This window comes from Ekhidna sp. (assembly GCF_039940915.1).
Lineage (GTDB): Bacteria > Bacteroidota > Bacteroidia > Cytophagales > Cyclobacteriaceae > Ekhidna.
On sequence record NZ_JBDVFO010000002.1, the window covers coordinates 554,297 to 574,700 of the forward strand.

Below are 20,404 nucleotides of genomic sequence, written 5' to 3' on the forward strand. Positions count from 1 at the left end.
GCCTTAACTTTTCCAAATCAAGTAAAGGAAGATGACTCTTGAATACCTAAAGTTAAATGGGAAGAGCACTAGCGCGACAAGAGAGATTGTAATCAAATAGACACTAAGTGTAGGGTCACTGAAAAAATGGTAGAGGATAAATGCAGTCACCAGAAAAATACCCACGGAAAATCCATAGCTAACATACATGGCTCCATAGAAATTACCAGGCTCCTTTTCATACCTCAAATTGCAGCTTGGGCAGTTAGCATGCATTGAAGTCATTTTCTTAATATTAAGTGCGGAGTGAGTAAAGATTTCTCCCTCTTTGCAACGCGGGCACTTAGCTTTTAAAACGTTCGATAAGACTGACACTCTTTGTTGTTTTACTGTTTTTGTACCAAAGAAAAATAATGACAAACACGACGATGTAAGGTGTGAAAAACAAGAACATAATCCCCTTATTTAGTCCTTCAGCCATCGAGGTTTCGCCTGCGCTTACATTATTTTTTATTTGAGTTCTACACATCGCACATTGCGCCCAATTGATGAATGGGATTAGAAAAGCACATGCAAGTACGAACAACTTTTTCATAATCAAATGTAATATGGCTTAATCAAGAAGTACACTACAACTCCAGTAATTGAGACATACATCCATACGGGGTATGTGTACTTTACAATCTTTCTATGCCGTGTAATCTGGCCTGTCAAAGCAAAATAGAATGCAAAAAGCACAAATGGTACAACAAGGATCGATAGTAAAATATGACTTGCTAGGATAACCAAATAAATGACCCTACTAGTTCCCGCTTTTGCTAATTCAATTTCATCTACCATTCCATCATGATTCAGGTCTCCAAACTTGACGGAAGACACATTTGAGTGGTAAAGGATATAGGATACCAGAAAAAGCACTCCCATAAATAGGGAAGCGAACATGAATGAGCGATGGACAGCAATATTTCCTTTCTTAATTGCGACAAGTGCGGCAATCAAAGTAACAACGGTCAGTGAGTTGATCAGTGCATGTACTGTCGGAAGTGTTTTCACCCAGCTACCAGCTCCGAATTTGGCTGGAAAAAAAATAAGAAAAGTTACGACCAAAGGGATCAGCAATGAAACCACATAAATGATTCGAAGGTATACTTTGCTACCGGCTTGTTCCTTTTCCATATGATTGTTGAAGTGACAGGATATCTAATTCGGTTAAAAGCTGATCAACTCCTTCCCTAGACAATGCATAAGTTCCCCAAATTCCTTCCTTATTAACTAAAACTAAATCTACATTAGGCTGATCAATGCAATCAAAATAACTTGAGGGAACATAGATTAAAGTAACTTTTCGTTTGTCGACCGCATAAACTACCCGATTCATATAATTGGTTTCAACAATCGTAAGAGAATCGTTCTTCGATACGACCGTGATCTCCTCATAGACATCACATCCAGATGCTACATCATCAAGTAACGTCAGCGAAAAGTTATTACTACCGAATAATTGAAGAAAAAGATACCAGACTACTGGTATAAAAAACACCACAAAAAATGCGAGTCGTTTTAGCCCTTTATTTTGCAAATGAATTTAGCTAAGAGCTTCTAGAATAGCTCCACCTTGATAAATCATGATGAAGATTAAGAACACTACGAATAGCATTGGCAATACGATTGACATCCGTAGAGACTTCTTCTCGTGTCCAAGGTGCATAAACTCAGCTACGATGTAGTAAGCCTTAACAATTGTCAAAGCAATAAAAACGACAATTCTGACCCATTTATATTCGTGAGGTACTGTAAAAGCAATACCAAACTCAATGGCAGTGATTAAGGCCAGATACCACATGACCTTTAAGAAATTCTTTACTTTAGCCTTGTCAACAGGCTTTACTTCGACTTGTGGAGTTTGCTGTTCCATTTATTTGAAAATGATAAGATTATACAAGGTAAAAGAAAGTAAATACAAAGACCCATACCAGATCTACAAAGTGCCAGTAGAGGCCAACTTTTTCTACCATCTCATAATGTCCCCTCTTCTCGAAGACACCTACAGTCGCCTGATAGAAAATAATAAAATTTATCAGTACTCCACTAAATACATGGAAGCCGTGAAAGCCGGTAATGAAGAAAAACAATGCGGCAAAATTTGGAGGACCGTACTGATTATAGGATAGTCCTGCTCCTTGAAAAACTCCTTCCAGATTCATAGAAACATCTGCTCCATGAATAAAGTGACTCCACTCCCATGCCTGACATCCTAAGAATGTCAACCCACCAAGTATCGTCCAAAGCATCCATTTCTCTACAGCTTTTTTATCCATTCGCTCGCCAGCTTCAACTGCAAGCACCATTGTCACACTACTAATGATCAATATGAATGTCATTATCCCAACGAAAACCAATGGAAGTTCAACTCCATGTAAAAATGGAACAGCTTCAAATACCTTTTCTGGTATTGGCCAATATTCTTGCGAGAACTTGAAATCAGCCACTGTACCTACGTAGGCAGGGTGGCTGAAACGAATCAGGCCGTAAGTGATCAATAAAGCTGAGAAAGTAAATGCATCTGACAACAGGAAAAACCACATCATAAGCTTTCCGTAGCTTGATTTCATCGGTGAAACACCGCCGCGCCAAATATTTTTGCTTTCTTCTTCTACTATTACAGCCGAGTTAGCCATCCGTTTAGATTTTGTAGGTTAATTATTGAGTATCAAAAATAAGTATAAATACAACCAAAGTCCACCAAGAAAATGCCAGAAAGTGGCACACATTTCAATTCGTACCAAACTCTTTGAGTGAACTTTATAATTGAATGCCTTTTTCAGAACAATTAACAAGAATATCACAGCTCCTACCAAATGCACCACATGCAGTCCTGTGAAAATATAGATAAAAGAGCTTGCTGGATTTCCAACAAAATGATACCCTCCATCTACTAATTGCCCCCATGCTTTTAGCTGCCCGACGATAAATACTACCGCAAGAATTGCTGTGATTACAAGCCCTATTCTTATGTTTTTAATGTTATTCCGCTTGGCGGAGATGTAAGCATAATGCATGGTGACACTGCTAAGGATGATAACACCTGTGGTGAACTGAAACAAGGATGGAAATTCAATATAAATCCAATCTCCTATCGATTTCTTGACTATGTATGCACTTGATAATGACACAAATACCATAACCACTGAAACCAAGAATAACCACATCGCGAATTTTTGCGGATGCATTGATCTCACTTTATTTCCAGCTTGCATCTCTCCTGTCATATCTTATCTAATAAAAATGTTATTTGAACAATGGGCAGATATATAAATGACCCAAACATGATCCTCCGTGCTTTTTGATTGGAAGTATCTTTCATCAAACTGAAAGTTTGTGCCAAAAACAATACTCCGCAAATTGTGGCTACCACACCACTGGTAAGGCCAGTAAGACCAAAATAAGTCGGCAATAGTCCCAAAGGCAATAAAAACAGTGTATAGACCATGATATTAATGGCCGTATTCAAATCTTTTGCTCCTCCCCCTGGCAGAAGCTTAAAGCCTGCTTTTTTATAATCTTCGTCCGATACCCAGGCTATTGCCCAGAAGTGCGGAAACTGCCAGATGAATTGAATGCCGAAAATAATCATCGCTTCATAGGTGATCGCACCACTTGCAGCTGCCCAACCGATCAAAGGAGGAAGTGCTCCAGGAATCGCTCCAACAAATACGGCAATAGATCCTACTCGTTTCAACGGAGTATATACAAATGCATATAGAATCAAGGAAATCAGAGACAATGAAGCGGCCAGAAGATTGGTAGTCAGAATCATCAAAATTAAACCTGCAATTCCAGTGAAAATGCTGAACCAAATAGCTTCTGATTCTGTGATACGGTCAGAGGGCAAAGGTCTCTTTTGAGTCCTTTTCATGATGGCATCATACTTCTGCTCAATCACCTGGTTGATGGTGACTGATGACCCTGAAACTAAAAATCCTGCCAAAAGGAAAACAAGTAGGTTTAGCCAATTAAAAGCAGATTGTGACGCCAAAGCATACCCGAAACCAGAAGAAAAAACCACCAAGAAGGATAGTCTTGGCTTCAACAACTCATAGTAGGCTTTTGCTTTGCCTATCGCTGAAATATCAATATGTGTTATCGATGTACTCACTTGACTAATTTGATTCGTAAAGTTAAGTAAAACAACAAGCTAAAAATACCCACACCCAGAATTAAATGAAGTGGTTGTAACCAAAACGGAAACGAGAACCTAACCATTCCAATTCCAGCCACCATTGCGAAAAAAACAAGGAATACCAACTGGATAGATGTTCGGATTAACCAAGCTTCTCTCGTTTTTTTAGCATAATAGCTTAGCAAAACTGATCCAATAAGGATCAGCCATGAATAAGTTCTATGTACATAAAATGATTGTGTCAGGCTTTCGCTCCATTCACCTCTTCCAATAGCAGAAACAAGCAGGTCGTCAATCGTTCCTCTTACTTCTGTTCCTAGTATCAATTGTGGTATGAAAAGTATAGTTGTTATCAAGCTAACCCAAAATATTGTGGAGTGTTTGATCGTACTGAGCGACTTCACACGAACGTTCATCCAGATGAGCATAGCAACAATCACCAGGGCTAATAGCATATGAAATGTAATGAACCCATGGAGTAGGTTGGTTGATACAACTAGCGATCCAACCCACCCTTGAAAGCCTGTTAGAATGAATATAGACACTCCCATAAATGGGATCCAAAAAGACTTTTTCCTATAAGAAAAAGAAAAGATCATATTCAGGAAAACCAAAAGACCAATAAGAACTCCAACCAGCCGATTGACATATTCGATCCATGCTTTTGTCACATTAAATTCTTGTTCAAGCAGCACAGCCGGATCTTTCGTTATCCTATTGCTTAATTCTTCATAACCCAGTCTGTCAAAGAGTTTAGCCAATCGCTTATTCTTAGTGACCCTTTGCTCTCTGAAAATGTCCTGGTAATTGTCAGGCAAGCCTGCTGAAGTAGTCGGAGGAATATATGAGCCAAAGCACTTTGGCCAATCAGGACATCCCATTCCTGCGCCTGTCACGCGAACAATGCTCCCCACTAGGATCAGCACTAATACTGATCCTAGCGTTATTGCATTGATTCTTAAAAAATTCTTTTGATTAATTAGCTTTCTCAACTCCGGCAAGATCTTCTTCCTTGGTTAGCTCATTTTCATGCTCAAGGTTAGATTCAGGAGTGTGTGAATAAGGTACTGTCTGAGGAATAAAGTCATCCTTAGCACCAGGCTTACTGTAGTCATATGGCCATCTGAATACTTTTGGAATAGCTCCAACCCAGTTTCCATGTCCAGGGAATCTTGGAGTGGTCCATTCTAGCGTGTTTGACTTCCATGGATTGGCTGGTGCCAGCTTACCTCTAAATATGCTGTAGAAGAAGTTGAACAGGAATATGAACTGAGCTGCAAAAGTTAGGATGGCAGCAATACTCACTAATGCATTTAAATCACCATAAATACTGAATGCTTCAAACGATGTGAATGAATAATATCTTCTTGGAAATCCTGCAATTCCAATGTAATGCATTGGGAAAAATACCAGATAAATTCCAACAAAAGATAGCCAGAAGTGTAGCTTACCCAATTTATCATTCATCATTCTACCAAACATCTTCGGGAACCAATGATATACACCGGCCAACATTCCAAAGAACGCGGCACTACCCATAACCAAGTGAAAGTGTGCTACTACAAAGTATGTATCGTGTAGGTTAATATCCAGCACTGAATTCCCAAGGAAAATCCCTGTAAGACCACCTGATATAAAGAAGGATACTAAACCAATTGAAAACAACATTGCTGGTGTAAATACAATGTTACCTTTCCACAATGTAGTGATGTAGTTAAATGCTTTAATTGCTGATGGAACCGCAATTACCAATGTCAAGATGGTAAAAACCGATCCTAAGAATGGATTCATGCCTGTCACAAACATATGGTGAGCCCATACAATAAATGACAAGAAACCAATTCCGAGCATTGATCCAATCATTGCTTTATAACCAAAGATTGGTTTTCGTGAATTTGTACCAATAATTTCTGAAGTTATTCCTAAGGCTGGAAGAATTACGATATATACTTCTGGATGGCCTAAGAACCAAAACAAGTGTTGAAACAAGATTGGACTTCCTCCAACATTTGGTAGTGCCTCGCCAGCAATATAAATTTCAGACAAATAGAAGCTTGTACCGAAAGATCGGTCAAAAATCAATAGCAGAGCTGCTGATAAAAGAACCGGGAATGACAGCAACCCTAAAATTGCAGTGATAAAGAACGCCCATATGGTGAGCGGAAGCCTCGCGAAAGACATTCCATGCGTTCTCATATTTATTATTGTTGTGATGTAATTGATACCTCCTAATAAGGAAGAGGCAATAAACAAAGCCATCGAAACCAACCATAGCGTCATTCCTAACCCTGAACCTTGAATAGCCTCAGGCAACGCGCTTAATGGTGGATATATCGTCCAACCCCCTGCAGCAGGCCCTGTTTCAATAAAGAAAGAAATGAACATCACAATGCCAGAAGCAAAGAAAAACCAATACGAAAGCATGTTCATAAAGCCTGATGCCATGTCTCGAGCTCCGATCTGAAGCGGAATCAGGAAATTTGAAAAAGTTCCGCTCAAACCCGCCGTTAATACAAAGAATACCATGATGGTACCATGCATGGTAACAAGTGCCAGATAGAACTCAGCATCTAGTTTACCATCGGCTGTAATCCATTGACCCAAAAATGGCCTCAACCATTCAAGATCCATTTCAGGAAAGCCTAATTGAAGCCTAAAGATGACAGAAAGCGCTCCTCCTATCAAAGCCCAAAATATCCCTGTAATCAAGAATTGCTTCGCGATTGTCTTGTGATCAGTCGAGAAAATATACTTGCTTACAAACCCAGGCTCATGGTGTTCATCGTGGTGATCGTCATGAGCTAAATCTTCCTGAAGTTGTATATCTGTTACTGACATATATTTTTATTTAGAACTGCTTGCTGCAGCTGTAACCTTTTGTTCGTTCTCTATGTTCTCGATTCCTGCGGCAATTTTAGCTGCCTCTTTCAATTCTTCAGGAACTTGGCTTAAGTATCCTGGATTTTGCTTCAGGAACGAATTTTCTTGATTCTCTTTATACCAGGAATCGTATTCATCTTGCTCCAATACAATAATGATCCCCTTCATTCCATAGTGGCTCTTTCCGCAAATTTTATTGCAAACAAGCTCATAATTAAAATCAGGATTGCCTGTCTTTTCACGCATTTCTGCAGTACTTAAAGTAGGCACAAACCAAAATCGTGTTGGCATTCCCGGTACTGCATTCATTTGCATCCTAAAGTGCGGGTTGTAAACACTATGAATTACATCTCTTCCTCTAATCTTAAGGTGTACTGCCTTACCCTTAGGCAATACCAGTTGAGCTGGCATGAAGTCATCATGACCATTCTGATCTTCTAAATCAATTCCCATTGAATTGACGGCATCAATCTTTCTAAAATCTGTCTTTCCTAGCTCACCATCTTTACCCGGGTATCTAAAAGCCCACGCATACTGGTAACCCATTACTTCAATTACTTCAGCATCGTCAGGGGCAGGGCCGGTAACGACATTCCATTGCTTCAAGCCGGAAATAATTAACCACGCTAGAACCAGTGCTGGAACAATTGTCCAGATCATCTCAAGCTTATTATTGTGCGGATAATAATGCGCAGTATTTGATTCTTTGTATCGGTACTTCCAGCCAAATCCGAAGAGAAAAATTTGGGTAACAATAAATACGAACACTGTAATTGCCATTGTTATCCAGAAAAGATTTTCTGTTACAATTGCATGCTCTGATGCAATTGGCAAATTGTACGTATCGTACTCCTTCATTGAGAAATAAAAGAAGCTAGCTATCCCTAAAACCAGGAATACAATCATAAGTGCACCCTGAAAACTATTTCCGGAGGGCACATGACTTTTGCTCTTATCCTTTTTTACAACATCAACTAACGTTGTGACGCGGTAAGCTGTGAATATGACAGCTATTACTAATACGACCGCTATTACAATGATTAAATTAAGCATAACCTATTCCCTCACTTATTAAATGTGATGATGCAAACTTTCTTTCAACATTGGATGATTCTTGGCAAAGAGTGGTGCTTTTGAAAGTGCATTGAATGTCACATACAAGAAAGCACTAGCATAGACTAGAATCAAACCTATTTCCAAGAATCCAAATCCGCCATTATCACCTACAGTTCCTGGAGATACCATCAGATAGAAATCTAGCCAATGACCAAATACAACAGCTGGACAAACTACTTTGAGGATTCTTGTGTGTCTCTTCGCATCTCTAGTCATAAGAACTAGGAATGGGAAGAAGAAGTTTAAAATTAAATTGATATAAAATACTGGCGCATAGTGATCATCTTTCCATCGCTCCAGGAAGTAAACAGTTTCCTCCGGAATGTGTGCGTAGTAGATTAACAAGAACTGTGAAAACCAGACGTATGTCCAAAAGATAGTAAATGCAAAGACAAACTTTCCTAAATCATGAATGTGATTAGCATTAACTACTGATAGGTAGCCTTTGTCTTTCAACATCACTACAATAAATAGTGATAATGCAAGACCCGCAACCCACCAACTAGCGAATGCGTACCATCCGAACATTGTACTAAACCAGTGTACATCAATAGACATGATCCAATCCCAGGCTGCCATGGATGATGATACCGCGAAGAACACTAGAAATATCGCAGAGGTCTTTCTCATTTGATACCACTTTGCAGTCCCTCCTTCTAAATCTTCAGAAAATGCAAGTGATCTTAATTTTCTAAAAAACAGATACCATACTCCAAAGAATATAACCAACCTGCCAATCCAAAAGATTGGGGTAGATCCTCCCTCCAATGGCCAAAAGAAATAAGGTGCTTTGCCTTTTACAATCTCATCTCCTCCTTCAGCAGCGTATAAATCTGAATGTGTCCAATGGAATATATCGTGTCCACCAATCAGGAAGACAATTAGCATCAAAACAAACGCTATTGGCAACCAGCTTCCGAAGGCAAACGGTATTCGTTTCAAACCAGCTGACCAGCCAACTTGTGCTGCATATTGAATTGCAAAAAAGAAAACTCCTATGATTGCTAATCCAGCAAAGAATACATTGTTAATCCACAAATTAGACAACAATCTTTTTACTGATGAGCTGCTTCCATGATGGGCCCCCTCTTCTCCATGACCTTCCGCTTCCCCATGTCCCTCAGCCTCATATGGTTCTTCACCATGCTCAGAAGCCACTTCTGTATGATCTCCTCCGTCGTGATCATCACCATGATCACCACCGGAACCTAGCATAAAATAGCCAAGCACAGATAGCACGAAACCTACCACCAATGTGATGATCAAGCGCTTCTTAGCAGTAGCAGTAAATTCAAATCTTTCTTCAGTTACCATTAGTAGACTTTAATTCTTCTTTTGCAATTCTTTAACATATCGGGCGATTCTCCATCGATCTTCAGGACTTACCTGAGATCCATGAGCTCCCATCAAACCTTTACCATAGGTAATCACATGAAAAATGTGCCCTTCAGTAATCTCAAGGTAAGACGCACCGTTAAGGTTAGCCACACCAGCGTAAGCTTCTGCCACTAGTCCGTCTCCGTTTCCTTTTTCTCCATGACAATGCTTACAGTAGCTGTCGTATAAAACCTTCCCTTGCTTTACAACATCCTCATCCTCAGCAGAGAACGGGTTTTCCAAAGTAGCAGCTGCTATTTCAAGATCATCTTTGCCTAATCGAACCGGCAAAAGTTCTCCTCTTCTAACCGTATTCGCAACAGGCTCTCGCATATTCATTTTGAATTGATTGTACGGATTTGAATTGTAAAATTCACCATGTCCGTCTTCATCATTTGAATCTAGCCAACTTCCAGCATCTTCATTCTGAATTTGTGTAAGTGGCTCGTATGGAGTAGAGTGATACATCTGAGGAGCGTACTCCAAACCTGTGTCATCAACGCCGGCAGCACATGAAGCTACGAGTGCTCCAACTGTGATAATTCCTAAGTATCTAAATGCCTTCAGTTTCATTATCAATCAAAAGTTTTGTCGTTAACCTCAGTAGCTCCACTTCCCTGCAGCACTTTCTTAATATCTGCTTCAGACTTGTCATTGCTATCCAGATCAATAGCCATTACGTGCTTATCATCTGTGATTCTAATGTCATAAATTCTAGGCTTACCCCATGGCTTCAGATTGGATATCACGAAGAAGGTCCCAACCATGCCGAATGATGCTAGTAATACTGTCATCTCAAATGTCACCGGAATAAACGCTGGTATTGGAACGTAATCCTTACCCCCAATGATCATTGGCCAATCAACGCCCATCATACCTACCATCATGGTCAAAGCCAAGGTTGTACCCGTGATACCGAACATGAACGCTGCTATTGATAGCCAGCTTCTTTTATACCCAAGAACATCTTCGATTCCGTGCACAGGAAATGGTGAATAAACTTCTTCGATTTTCACACCTGATTCCCTAACCGTTTTGATGGCATCCATCAAAACATCTTCATCGTCATAGACGCCCAGTACGTAATTCGTTCCTTGAGACATAATCTATCTTTTTATTTACCCGACTGAGTCGGTTTTTCTCCAGTTGCTTTAATAATACTTTTCACTTCAGCCATGTTGATCACTGGAAAGAACTTCGCAAACAGGAAGAATGCTGTGAAGAACAGTCCGAAAGTGAAAACATAAACTCCTACATCATACATTGTCGGGTAAAACATGGCCCAACTTGAAGGCAAGAAGTCTCTATGAAGCGAGGTTACAATAATTACAAATCGCTCAAACCACATCCCGATATTTACAATTATGGAAATGACGAAAGTGGCTGCCAGATTCGTTCTAATTTTCTTAAACCAGAAGAGCTGAGGTGAAATCACATTACAAGTCATCATTGACGCGTATGCCCACCAGTATGGTCCTGTTGCTCTATTGATAAAAGCGTACTGCTCGGCTTCTACTCCAGAATACCAAGCTATAAAAAACTCTGTGATATAGGCTATACCAACAATTGATCCCGTTACGATGATAACAATATTCATCAGCTCTATGTGCTGAATTGTGATGTAGTCTTCAAGTTTGTACACTTTTCTGGTAACTAATAGCAGGGTTAGTACCATCGCAAATCCAGAGAAGATCGCTCCTGCTACGAAATATGGAGGGAAGATAGTTGTATGCCATCCTGGAATCACTGAAGTTGCAAAGTCAAAGGATACAATCGTGTGCACGGAAAGTACCAATGGTGTTGCTAATCCAGCAAGTACCAAAGACACAGTTTCGTAATGTGACCAGGTTTTTGCACCTCCGGTCCATCCAAAGCTAAGTGCTCCGTAAATGGCACGAGAAATTTTATTCTTTGCTCTATCTCTAATGGTTGCAAAATCAGGGATAAGCCCGATATACCAGAATACCAATGAGACAGAGAAGTACGTTGATATCGCAAAAACATCCCAAAGCAGTGGTGAATTGAAGTTTACCCATAAAGATCCAAATGTATTTGGAAGCGGCAAAGCCCAGTAAAATCCTAGCCAAGGACGTCCCATATGCAAAACCGGGAACATAGCAGCACAGATTACAGCGAAAATTGTCATCGCTTCTGATGCCCTGTTAATGGACATTCTCCACCGTTGACGAAACAGTAAAAGAACGGCTGAGATAAGAGTTCCTGCGTGACCAATACCTACCCACCAAACAAAGTTGGTGATATCCCAAGCCCATCCTACAGTCTTGTTAAGCCCCCACATTCCGATTCCATCCCAAAGGGTGATTGCTACTGCATACCCTCCAGCTAGGAGAAGTGCCAAAGAGACAGCCATGGCAAGCATCCACGTTACCGTAGGTTTTTGCTCTACTCTTCCAGCAATATCCTCAGAAACATCGTGGACTGTCTTTCCACCCGTTACTAAGGGTATCCGTACTTCTGATTCTGCGTGCATTATGCTTCTAGTTTATCGTTGTTGTCTTTATTTCTGATTTTAGTGAGATACCAAACATTTGGCATCACCCTTAGCTCCTCTAGTACATGATAAGCTCTATCTTCTGTAGCTTCAACACTCTTATCATTGTACTTCAACTTCAATGTTTGAGATATTCTGCTTTCCGGATCTTTCATATCTCCGAATACCAATGCATCGGTAGGACATGATTTGGCACAAGCTGTCTGGATTTCACCATCAACAGGTCTTCTACCTTCTTTCTTCGCATCCAATTTACCTGACTGAATACGTTGAACACAGAAAGTACATTTTTCCATTACTCCTCTTGCTCTCACCGTTACATCCGGATTCAGCACCATCTTACCCAGGTCATTGTTCATCGGGGTGTTCTTATCGAACTGAGCATTGTCATGGTACTTAAACCAGTTGAATCGACGTACTTTATATGGACAGTTGTTTGCACAATATCTTGTACCAATACATCTGTTGTAAGTCATTTGGTTGAGTCCCTCACTGCTGTGAGTAGTAGCAGCAACGGGACAAACAGTCTCACAAGGAGCATTGTTACATTGCTGGCACATCATCGGCTGGAAGGTAACCTCAGGGTTATCGGCCGCTACTTCGGCAAGGCTTACAATATTAGAATCTAAATCTTCCTCTGTAATCTTGCTTTCTTCCCTGCTACTGTAATATCTATCGATTCGAATCCAGTGCATTTCCCTTCTATTCAACACCTCATCCTTTCCAACAACTGGGATATTATTCTCAGTTTGACAAGCTACCGTACACGTTCCGCATCCTGTACAAGAATTCAGATCTACGATCATTCCCCAATGGTGATTCGGGTATTCGTGTCCTTTCCAAAGAGAAACTGCATGAGGCCTTACTTTCGTACCATCAGCTTTTGAGATCATTGGGAAGCTTCTACCTGCCTGAGGATCTTTTTGATACTCACCCAGCGTGGCTTCTTGAATCACCGTCTCTCTACCTGCGTAGGTCTGTGCGGTTTGTGTTTGAGCAACTTTACGTTCCTCGCCGTTCAGTTCGAGTGTTGCTTTTCCACTAAAAGTTAATCCATTAGCAGAGCTGCTTATCAGTTGGTAGGCATTCACACCTACATCATTTCCTACTTTTCCAGCTTTCGTTCTTCCATATCCTACCGCTAACCCAACGGTACCAAAGGCCTGACCAGGTTGTGGTATAACTGGAGCAGTAACAGACATTCCATTGATGGTCAAGGTAGCTACCTTGTAATCCATATCTCCATCTTTTACGAACCATCCATTTTCTCTGGATTGGCGAGGTGATACAGTGAAATAATTATCCCAACAAGCTTTTGTAATAGGATCTGGCATCTCCTGCAACCAAGGATTGTTCGCCTGCACACCATCTCCTACCGAGTAGTTTGCGTACAGCGCTAGTTCCAATCCATCTGATTTTGCTGAATATCCTTTCAGATTGCCTCCTACTACCACTGCGTCAACAGTTACCGAAGGACTATCTCCGGTAGCCTCTACATTGTAGAATCCATCATGTAGACATTTGTCGAAGAACCCATTAAAATCACCTGATGCAAATGATTGCCATCCTTCTCTAACAAAATCGTAGTAGGTAGCATCATTATCAGACCATCTTAAGAAAGATTCTTGTGCCTGTCTGGTATTGAAAATATTTTGAATCGTTGGCTGTGAAAGCGTAATATGACCAGTTACAGGCTCGAAGTCATTCCATGACTCCAAGTAATGGTGATCAGGTGTAAGGTATTTTACTGAGCTGTTCGTCTCATCCATTCTATCTGACGTAGAAATGGTGGTCTTTACCTTGCCCAATGAGCTCACTAACTGAGCCCCCATTGGATGATCGTAAGCTGGATTACAATTATAAAACATAACCGTTCCTACTACTCCTCCTTTTACATCACTTACCAATTGAGTAAATGCTGTGTCGTCACCTTTTCGTGTATTTACACTTTTCGTTAAGTCAATCGTAGAACCATAGCTCTGAAGCAAATCATTGATTGCAATAACAAGAAGCTGAACATTTTTATCGTTTGATCCACTAACAACCATCGATTTCCCACGAGATCTCCAAAGGTCATTGGCTGCTTTTTCAAGCATAACCGTATCTTCAAGTCTGGCTGTTCCTATTGCTGCTGCGCCAGCCTTTTGTGCAAGTAGATTGTAAAGATTTGCAACATAAAGCCCTTCTTGGGAAGGCTTGATTGGTTGACGGTAGTCTGCATTGGAACCTGTCAATGAGAGATTGGACTCAAAAGCATAAAGCCTGGACATTTCTTTCTTATCCGGACCTAGCTTTCTAGTAGAAGCAAACTGTCTGTTGTTAAGGGCTTGGTTTGGCCAGTTGCCTAGGAAATCAGCGGTGATGGAAACAATAGTGCTCGCTTTGGAGAAATCATGCATCGGCAGGCTTCTTGAACCTGTTGCATCTCCATATGCATCAAGCATTCCACTCATCGAAAGAGGATCATACTGCACATGATCGACTTCACCATAAGTATCTCTTAGAACCTGAATGGCTCTTGTAGTACTTGGACTACAATTGGAATATGAAAGGATAGTGATCTTTCCAGCGTTTGCAGAAAGTTCAGTTTTTATTCTATCATCGATGGTTTCCCAATCGGTGTCTTCTCCTCCAATTTTTGGATTCTGTAACCTTTCTCCGTCATACAATGAAAGCACCGAAGATTCAACTTGTGTAGATGTTCCTCCTTGGCTGATCATTGAAAGGTCATTGCCTTCAATTTTAATGGGTCTTCCTTCTCGCGTTTTTACCACAACAGAAGCCACATCGTTACCCATTGCATAGGTAGAAGCATAATAATTTGCCACCCCTGGATCAACATCCATAGGTTTATTTACATAAGGAATGGCTTTTCTAACAGGAGCTTCACATGCAGCTAAGGAAACTGCTGCTACGCCGAATCCCATCAATTTCAGAAAGTCTCTTCTGGAAGGCTCTCCATTTTCGCCACCATTGATCGGTAAATATTCAGGGAATTCTTTCGAAGCTCTTTGCTGGAAATCTGCAGTGTTTTCCAGTTGCTCTATCCCTTTCCAGTATTTCTTAGTTTCTTTCATTCGTTCTTGTTCGTTTTTTCAACGGCCTCATGGAATTCGCATGATGTTTACTCTCTCAACTCCTGGTTCTTCTTTAGTCATGCACATTTCATTTAGATCAAGCTGTTTTCGAATATTAATAGTGACATTTAGCACATTCTAACCCACCAATATCCTCGACCTTCATTGGCTCCTTGCTTTGCTCGGAATGCAGCTTCACAAGCTTATCGTAATATTCGTTTCCTTTGGTATTTACATCCGTTTCTCTATGACAATTGATACACCACCCCATGGTCAATGATGAGTATTGGTAGACCACTTCCATTTCCTTTATAGGACCGTGACATGTCTCACACTCAAGGTCAGCTACATTGACGTGCTGTGAGTGGTTGAAGTAAGCCAAGTCAGGAAGGTTGTGAATCCTTACCCATTCTATCGGCTTAGTGTTCGTTCCGTACGTTTTTGTTTCCGGATCATAATCGATGGCCGCATAGATCTTTGCTATTTCTTCAGACTCAGTTTTTACCTGTGTATGACAGTTCATACAAATGTTAGGTGAAGGAATATTTGCCGATTTTGATTTATTGACGCCTGTATGGCAATACTGGCAATCGATTTCATATTGCCCTGCGTGTATCTCATGCGAAAAGGCAATTGGTTGTGTTGGCTGGTATCCCTGCTGCACACCTATGGTAAATGCGCCATCAATCAATGTTTTTAACACGATGATGGTGAAAATGAAAATAACCAAGCCAACAAAGTTGTTGCTTTTAAGAAATGCTCCAACGTTAAACTCTTGCGAAACGATCTCCTGTTCTGCCTCATCCAATCCTTTCACATCTTTCAGATGCTTAACTAGTGTTTTCGCAGCAATTATCAAGGCGATAACGGCTAGCAACAGTACCACGACAAGTATGATGATTACCGCCATCAAGTATGAGGATGAAATGGAATCCCCAGTTGGATTCTCAGGATTCTTGGGGTCTTCTACTGCTACAGGAGGCCCTTTAGCTGTCTCAGCCTTAATATATGCTAGCAATTCCATGACCTGATCGTCATTGAATGGAAAGGCTTGCATCAATGTCTGATTGTATTCTTCGTAAATAGCAATGGCATCTTCGTCTCCTGAAGCGATCAATGCTTGTGAATTCTTAATCCACGAGTTCAGCCACTCCACAGACCTTTTTTCTGATACGCCGCTTAGAGCTGGACCAATTCGTACTTCCCAGATCCTGTGACACGTGGTACAGTTGGTCTTGAAAGTAGATTCTCCGGCTGCAATTACGCTTTCGTCTGTTGAGATTTCTTGAGCTGAAAGGCTCGTAGATGCAAATATTCCAAGGGCAAGGCCTAGGAAGATTTTGGTTAGATTCGGTGTTGTTTTAAACATGTATTCCGATGGGCTTGAGATCAAACGCGTACAAAAGTAACATTGGGTAGTTGTTTTTCAAAGGTGGGTTATAACCCCCACTTACCATTAGGACGCTCTGTTTCGTAACCCCATGTAATTCAGCAGTTTAAGAATAAAAAAAAACCAAAAAAAGACCTTATTTAGAATAATTTTAAATAAGCAATTCGCGTTGTTTATTTGGTGTTTTCGACAGGGTCGTCCGGTTGCCTTTCAATCGCCTGCAAATAATCATAAATGAACTGATGAATTGTGGGTCTCACATTCTGTTGATACAAAGCTCTGTATGTCCGGGAAGGATATACTCTATTGGTAAGAAAGATGAAAATAAGATCAGTCTCTGGATCCACCCAAGCTAAGGTACCCGTATACCCTGTATGTCCATAGCTAAAGAAACTTGCACTTTTTGCTACGCTACTGGCTATGGAGTCATAAGTCAGCAATGGCTTGTCAAAGCCGAGCCCTCTCCTATTTTCATTGCTCGGATATTGAACAGCAGTAAAAAGCTGAATAGTTTGAGGCGAGAGCAATTGAAGACTATCCACTTTTCCATTGGCTAAAAAGAGTTGAAGTACGGCGGCAAGATCCTGCGCATTGCTAAATAAGCCGGCATTACCTGACACCCCTTTCATCATGATAGCGCCCTCGTCATGAACCTTACCATGAATCGACTCCATTCGAAAGAATGTGTCAATTTCCGTTGGGACAATCTGTTTAGATGAAATGCTTTCTAATGGGTTGAATTTCAGTGTTTTCGCTCCAAGTGGGGCATAAAAATTTTCTACTAAATAATCTTCATATGACATGCCTGTAAATCTTTCCACCAGCTCTGGAATTAAGTAAAAGAACAAACCAGAATAGCGATATTTCTTCTCCTTGGAGACATCACTTTTCTTTATCATTTTCTTGATTTTTTCATAAAACCCGGCATGCAGATAAAGGCTGTCGCTTAGTGCATATGTATAGTCTTCGTCGGGCGTAAATGAGAGTGTGTTTTTTTTGAAATTTCCGTTCTTTCTCCTTACCTCTTGATAGTAGGGTATCCAGGGATATAGACCACTCTGATGAGCCATCACCTCTCGAAAGGTGACCTTTCCAATTTTCCCAATTTTATCAATGTATCTTCCAATCGGATCTTCAAGTTGATAATGACCTTCATCATACAGCTTCATCATTGCCAGAGTACCTCCCACCACCTTTGTAATGGATGCCAGATCAAACACATCATTAACGGCTACCCTCCTCAATGAATCATAGGTATGATGACCATACGATCGCATGAAAAATACGCTATCGCCCTTGCTTGCATACACCACGCAACCGGGGAATGCCTTTGCATTTATCGCTTCATAGACAACACTATCGATACTATTTCGCATGGTTTCTACCGCCTGCGCATTGGCGGAAACGATTGCAAAAAAGAAAAGTATAAATATCCCGTGTTGGAGTTTGAGCATGTTCTATTTTTGACGCTTATTTAGATAATCAATGGAGCAAACCAAATTTTTCATAATTGATTTCGACAGCACTTTCACACAAGTAGAAGCACTCGATGTACTTGCTGAAATCTCTCTCAAGAATAGCGAAAATCAAGCGAAAGCCATTGAAGAAATTAAGCTGATTACTGATCAGGGCATGGAGGGAGGAATGTCTTTCAGGGAATCTTTAAAAAAGCGCGTTGATATTTTAAAAGCTCATAGAGACCATTTGCCAGAGCTCGTGGAACGATTAGAGTCACTTGTTTCCCCTTCATTTAAAAGAAATACAGCGTTTATAACTAAATATTCAACACAAATTTTCATTGTGTCAAATGGATTCAAAGATTTCATTGTCCCAATTGTTAAGAGGTTTGGGATCAAGGAAGAAAACGTATTTGGCAATGAATTTATTTATGACTCGAATGGCAACATTGTTGGCTTTGATGAAGGCAATCTTTTATCTGAAAACAATGGCAAAGCCAATCAAATAGAAAGTCTCAATTTGGATGGGGAAGTATTTGTTCTCGGGGATGGGTTTACAGATTTTGAAATAAAAAAAGCAGGTTTAGCTCATAAGTTTTATGCGTTTACTGAAAATGTGAGAAGAGAAAAGATTCTGAATGAAGCGGATCACGAAGCTCCTTCGCTTGATGAGTTTCTTTTCACTCAAAATCTTGAAAGAGCACACTCCTATCCCAAAAACAGAATCAAAGCGTTGTTGCTTGAAAACATTCATGAAAATGCTGTAAATAGGTTAAAAAAAGAAGGTTATCAGGTTGAAGTATATGCTGGAGGCATGACCGAAGATGAGCTTGCAAAAGCCATCAAAGATGTTAGCGTGTTAGGAATACGCTCAAAAACGATGGTCACAGATAAGGTTTTAGCTAACGCCAAAAGATTATTGGCCATTGGAGCTTTTTGTATAGGCACAAATCAGATAGACCTTTCATCCGCACTTAGAAAAGGTATTGCTGTTTTTAATGCACCCTTTTCAAATACGCGATCGGTAGTGGAACTGGCGCTTGCAGAGATCATCATGCTCATGCGAAATCTACCTGACAAAATGAGCATGATGCATCAGGGTAGGTGGAATAAATCAGCAAATGGGAGTTTTGAAATCCGTGGAAAAACACTTGGAATCATTGGATATGGTAAAATAGGATCACAGCTTTCAGTGATAGCTGAATCCGTTGGTTTAAACATTCAATATTTTGATATTGAAGAAAAGTTAGCATTAGGCAATGCAACGTCGTGCCAAAGTATCGAACAGCTTTTGTCCAGTTCGGACATAATCAGCATTCACGTAGACGGTCGTGAGGCCAATGAAAATATCATTTCTACAAGAGAGTTTGAATTGATGAAGCATGGTGTCGTGTTTATCAATTTGAGTAGAGGACACATTGTTGATATTGAAGCTTTAGCTTCGAATATTGAAAGTGGTAAGATACATGGAGCTAGTGTTGATGTGTTCCCAGAAGAGCCTTTAACTAATGATCATCCATTTAAATCACCCCTTCTAGGGAAAAGAAACACTATTTTGACCCCTCACGTGGGAGGAAGTACACTAGAAGCACAAGAAAATATTGCAGACTTTGTTCCCTCTAAAATAATCGAGTATATCAATACTGGATCAACGACCAATAGCGTTAATTTCCCAAACATCACCTTGCCAGGTTTGAGTCAAGCTCATCGGTTCATTCATATTCATAAAAATGAACCTGGTGTATTAGCAGACATTAATAATGTGCTGGCTAAACATGGCATTAATATCGTTGGCCAATACTTAAAAACGAACGATGTAATTGGTTACGTTATCACTGATATAGACAAGAACTATAAAGAGGAGGCAATAAAAGATTTAAAAAGGGTGAGAGGTACCCTTAGATTCAGAGTTTTATATTAGATTTAATGCAAATTTTATCGCTAACCACCCAACCGAAAGAGCTTATTAAAACGTTTATATAAGCTAAATTGTTAACAATGAGTTATCCGCTTAACTGGAAATCGCTGAGTACAATAGATGAGTTCAACCGACTAGTTGAACGCTCGAAAGAGAAACCTGCGCTTGTTTTTAAGCATAGACCTTCCTCACCGGAGAGCACGCAAGCTATGGAAACGCTCAAAAGAGATTGGAGTATTTCCCCTGAAGACTTAGACTTATACATCATTGATGTAATGAAGGATAAAGATCTTACAGAGACGGTGACTGACATGGCCGGTGTAATTAACGAGTACCCTCAAGTTCTACTTTTCGCCGATGGAGTTACGATGTATGATGAGTCAAGAGAAATGATCAGTGTGAAAAAGATCAAACTCGCGCTTAAGATTATTAACAGAACATTTAAATGGATGGAAACAAGGGTTTGAAAGGAACCTAAATCTTTATTTTAATATTATAATGCTCTTAATTCAAGAGCT

At 40.3% G+C, this 20,404-nt stretch carries 19 protein-coding genes; 2 read left to right on the forward strand and 17 right to left on the reverse strand.

Annotated features, from left to right (window positions below; all coding sequences use genetic code 11):
• Positions 1–3 precede the first annotated feature (3 nt).
• The 17 genes from ABJF57_RS07610 to ABJF57_RS07690 form a co-directional block, all read right to left on the reverse strand.
• Complete coding sequence (locus ABJF57_RS07610; protein WP_462233936.1) at positions 4–264, reverse strand: DUF983 domain-containing protein; 261 nt, start codon at positions 262–264, stop codon at positions 4–6.
• A 312-nt stretch (positions 265–576) separates the two neighbouring features.
• The gene (locus tag ABJF57_RS07615; RefSeq protein WP_462233938.1) at positions 577–1,155 is read right to left on the reverse strand and encodes a DUF420 domain-containing protein; all 579 of its coding nucleotides are present in this window, start codon (positions 1,153–1,155) and stop codon (positions 577–579) included.
• Entirely contained in the window at positions 1,133–1,558 is a 426-nt protein-coding gene (locus ABJF57_RS07620; RefSeq protein ID WP_462233939.1) for a hypothetical protein, read from the reverse strand. Before ABJF57_RS07620 ends, ABJF57_RS07615 begins: the two co-directional genes overlap by 23 nt.
• Positions 1,559–1,564: 6 nt before the next feature.
• Positions 1,565–1,894 (reverse strand): cytochrome C oxidase subunit IV family protein, encoded by a 330-nt coding sequence (locus ABJF57_RS07625; protein ID WP_462233941.1) that lies wholly within the window; start codon positions 1,892–1,894, stop codon positions 1,565–1,567.
• Positions 1,895–1,913: 19 nt separating this feature from the next.
• Positions 1,914–2,657, reverse strand: coding sequence for a cytochrome c oxidase subunit 3 (locus ABJF57_RS07630; RefSeq protein WP_462233943.1), 744 nt, complete (start codon positions 2,655–2,657; stop codon positions 1,914–1,916).
• Between the two features lie 18 nt (positions 2,658–2,675).
• Positions 2,676–3,248, reverse strand: coding sequence for a cytochrome c oxidase subunit 3 (locus ABJF57_RS07635; protein ID WP_462233945.1), 573 nt, complete (start codon positions 3,246–3,248; stop codon positions 2,676–2,678).
• Complete coding sequence (gene cyoE / locus ABJF57_RS07640) at positions 3,245–4,144, reverse strand: heme o synthase (RefSeq protein WP_462234855.1); 900 nt, start codon at positions 4,142–4,144, stop codon at positions 3,245–3,247. Before cyoE ends, ABJF57_RS07635 begins: the two co-directional genes overlap by 4 nt.
• Positions 4,132–5,151, reverse strand: coding sequence for a COX15/CtaA family protein (locus tag ABJF57_RS07645; protein WP_462233947.1), 1,020 nt, complete (start codon positions 5,149–5,151; stop codon positions 4,132–4,134). Before ABJF57_RS07645 ends, cyoE begins: the two co-directional genes overlap by 13 nt.
• Complete coding sequence (locus ABJF57_RS07650; protein WP_462233949.1) at positions 5,135–6,997, reverse strand: cytochrome c oxidase subunit I; 1,863 nt, start codon at positions 6,995–6,997, stop codon at positions 5,135–5,137. The genes ABJF57_RS07645 and ABJF57_RS07650 overlap by 17 nt, the downstream gene beginning before the upstream one ends.
• A gap of 6 nt (positions 6,998–7,003) precedes the next feature.
• On the reverse strand, positions 7,004–8,092 hold the full coding sequence (locus ABJF57_RS07655) for a cytochrome c oxidase subunit II (protein WP_462233951.1): 1,089 nt from the start codon (positions 8,090–8,092) through the stop codon (positions 7,004–7,006).
• A gap of 18 nt (positions 8,093–8,110) precedes the next feature.
• Positions 8,111–9,469 (reverse strand): quinol:cytochrome C oxidoreductase, encoded by a 1,359-nt coding sequence (locus ABJF57_RS07660; RefSeq protein ID WP_462233953.1) that lies wholly within the window; start codon positions 9,467–9,469, stop codon positions 8,111–8,113.
• Positions 9,470–9,478: 9 nt separating this feature from the next.
• Positions 9,479–10,105: a c-type cytochrome gene (locus ABJF57_RS07665; RefSeq protein ID WP_462233955.1), complete on the reverse strand. Its 627-nt coding sequence runs from the start codon at positions 10,103–10,105 to the stop codon at positions 9,479–9,481.
• A gap of 2 nt (positions 10,106–10,107) precedes the next feature.
• On the reverse strand, positions 10,108–10,635 hold the full coding sequence (locus tag ABJF57_RS07670; protein ID WP_462233957.1) for a DUF3341 domain-containing protein: 528 nt from the start codon (positions 10,633–10,635) through the stop codon (positions 10,108–10,110).
• Between the two features lie 11 nt (positions 10,636–10,646).
• The gene (gene nrfD / locus ABJF57_RS07675) at positions 10,647–12,023 is read right to left on the reverse strand and encodes an NrfD/PsrC family molybdoenzyme membrane anchor subunit (protein ID WP_462233959.1); all 1,377 of its coding nucleotides are present in this window, start codon (positions 12,021–12,023) and stop codon (positions 10,647–10,649) included.
• Positions 12,023–15,121 (reverse strand): TAT-variant-translocated molybdopterin oxidoreductase, encoded by a 3,099-nt coding sequence (locus tag ABJF57_RS07680; protein WP_462233960.1) that lies wholly within the window; start codon positions 15,119–15,121, stop codon positions 12,023–12,025. Before ABJF57_RS07680 ends, nrfD begins: the two co-directional genes overlap by 1 nt.
• A 115-nt stretch (positions 15,122–15,236) precedes the next feature.
• Positions 15,237–16,490, reverse strand: a complete 1,254-nt coding sequence (locus tag ABJF57_RS07685; protein WP_462233962.1) for a cytochrome c3 family protein — start codon at positions 16,488–16,490, stop codon at positions 15,237–15,239.
• A 194-nt stretch (positions 16,491–16,684) separates the two neighbouring features.
• The gene (locus ABJF57_RS07690; RefSeq protein ID WP_462233964.1) at positions 16,685–17,965 is read right to left on the reverse strand and encodes a serine hydrolase domain-containing protein; all 1,281 of its coding nucleotides are present in this window, start codon (positions 17,963–17,965) and stop codon (positions 16,685–16,687) included.
• A 31-nt stretch (positions 17,966–17,996) separates the two neighbouring features.
• Between ABJF57_RS07690 and serA the strand changes: the two genes are divergently transcribed.
• Positions 17,997–19,889, forward strand: coding sequence for a phosphoglycerate dehydrogenase (gene serA, locus ABJF57_RS07695; protein ID WP_462233966.1), 1,893 nt, complete (start codon positions 17,997–17,999; stop codon positions 19,887–19,889).
• Between the two features lie 77 nt (positions 19,890–19,966).
• Positions 19,967–20,353, forward strand: a complete 387-nt coding sequence (locus ABJF57_RS07700; RefSeq protein WP_462233967.1) for a monothiol bacilliredoxin BrxC family protein — start codon at positions 19,967–19,969, stop codon at positions 20,351–20,353.
• Positions 20,354–20,404: the final 51 nt, after the last annotated feature.

Coding starts and splice junctions, on each gene's coding strand:
- ABJF57_RS07610 (WP_462233936.1), bottom strand. CDS start 264: ATGACTTCAATGCATGCTAACTGCCCAAGCTGCAATTTGAGGTATGAA.
- ABJF57_RS07615 (WP_462233938.1), bottom strand. CDS start 1,155: ATGGAAAAGGAACAAGCCGGTAGCAAAGTATACCTTCGAATCATTTAT.
- ABJF57_RS07625 (WP_462233941.1), bottom strand. CDS start 1,894: ATGGAACAGCAAACTCCACAAGTCGAAGTAAAGCCTGTTGACAAGGCT.
- ABJF57_RS07630 (WP_462233943.1), bottom strand. CDS start 2,657: ATGGCTAACTCGGCTGTAATAGTAGAAGAAGAAAGCAAAAATATTTGG.
- ABJF57_RS07635 (WP_462233945.1), bottom strand. CDS start 3,248: ATGACAGGAGAGATGCAAGCTGGAAATAAAGTGAGATCAATGCATCCG.
- ABJF57_RS07650 (WP_462233949.1), bottom strand. CDS start 6,997: ATGTCAGTAACAGATATACAACTTCAGGAAGATTTAGCTCATGACGAT.
- ABJF57_RS07655 (WP_462233951.1), bottom strand. CDS start 8,092: ATGCTTAATTTAATCATTGTAATAGCGGTCGTATTAGTAATAGCTGTC.
- ABJF57_RS07660 (WP_462233953.1), bottom strand. CDS start 9,469: ATGGTAACTGAAGAAAGATTTGAATTTACTGCTACTGCTAAGAAGCGC.
- ABJF57_RS07665 (WP_462233955.1), bottom strand. CDS start 10,105: ATGAAACTGAAGGCATTTAGATACTTAGGAATTATCACAGTTGGAGCA.
- ABJF57_RS07670 (WP_462233957.1), bottom strand. CDS start 10,635: ATGTCTCAAGGAACGAATTACGTACTGGGCGTCTATGACGATGAAGAT.
- nrfD (WP_462233959.1), bottom strand. CDS start 12,023: ATGCACGCAGAATCAGAAGTACGGATACCCTTAGTAACGGGTGGAAAG.
- ABJF57_RS07680 (WP_462233960.1), bottom strand. CDS start 15,121: ATGAAAGAAACTAAGAAATACTGGAAAGGGATAGAGCAACTGGAAAAC.
- ABJF57_RS07685 (WP_462233962.1), bottom strand. CDS start 16,490: ATGTTTAAAACAACACCGAATCTAACCAAAATCTTCCTAGGCCTTGCC.
- ABJF57_RS07690 (WP_462233964.1), bottom strand. CDS start 17,965: ATGCTCAAACTCCAACACGGGATATTTATACTTTTCTTTTTTGCAATC.
- serA (WP_462233966.1), top strand. CDS start 17,997: ATGGAGCAAACCAAATTTTTCATAATTGATTTCGACAGCACTTTCACA.
- ABJF57_RS07700 (WP_462233967.1), top strand. CDS start 19,967: ATGAGTTATCCGCTTAACTGGAAATCGCTGAGTACAATAGATGAGTTC.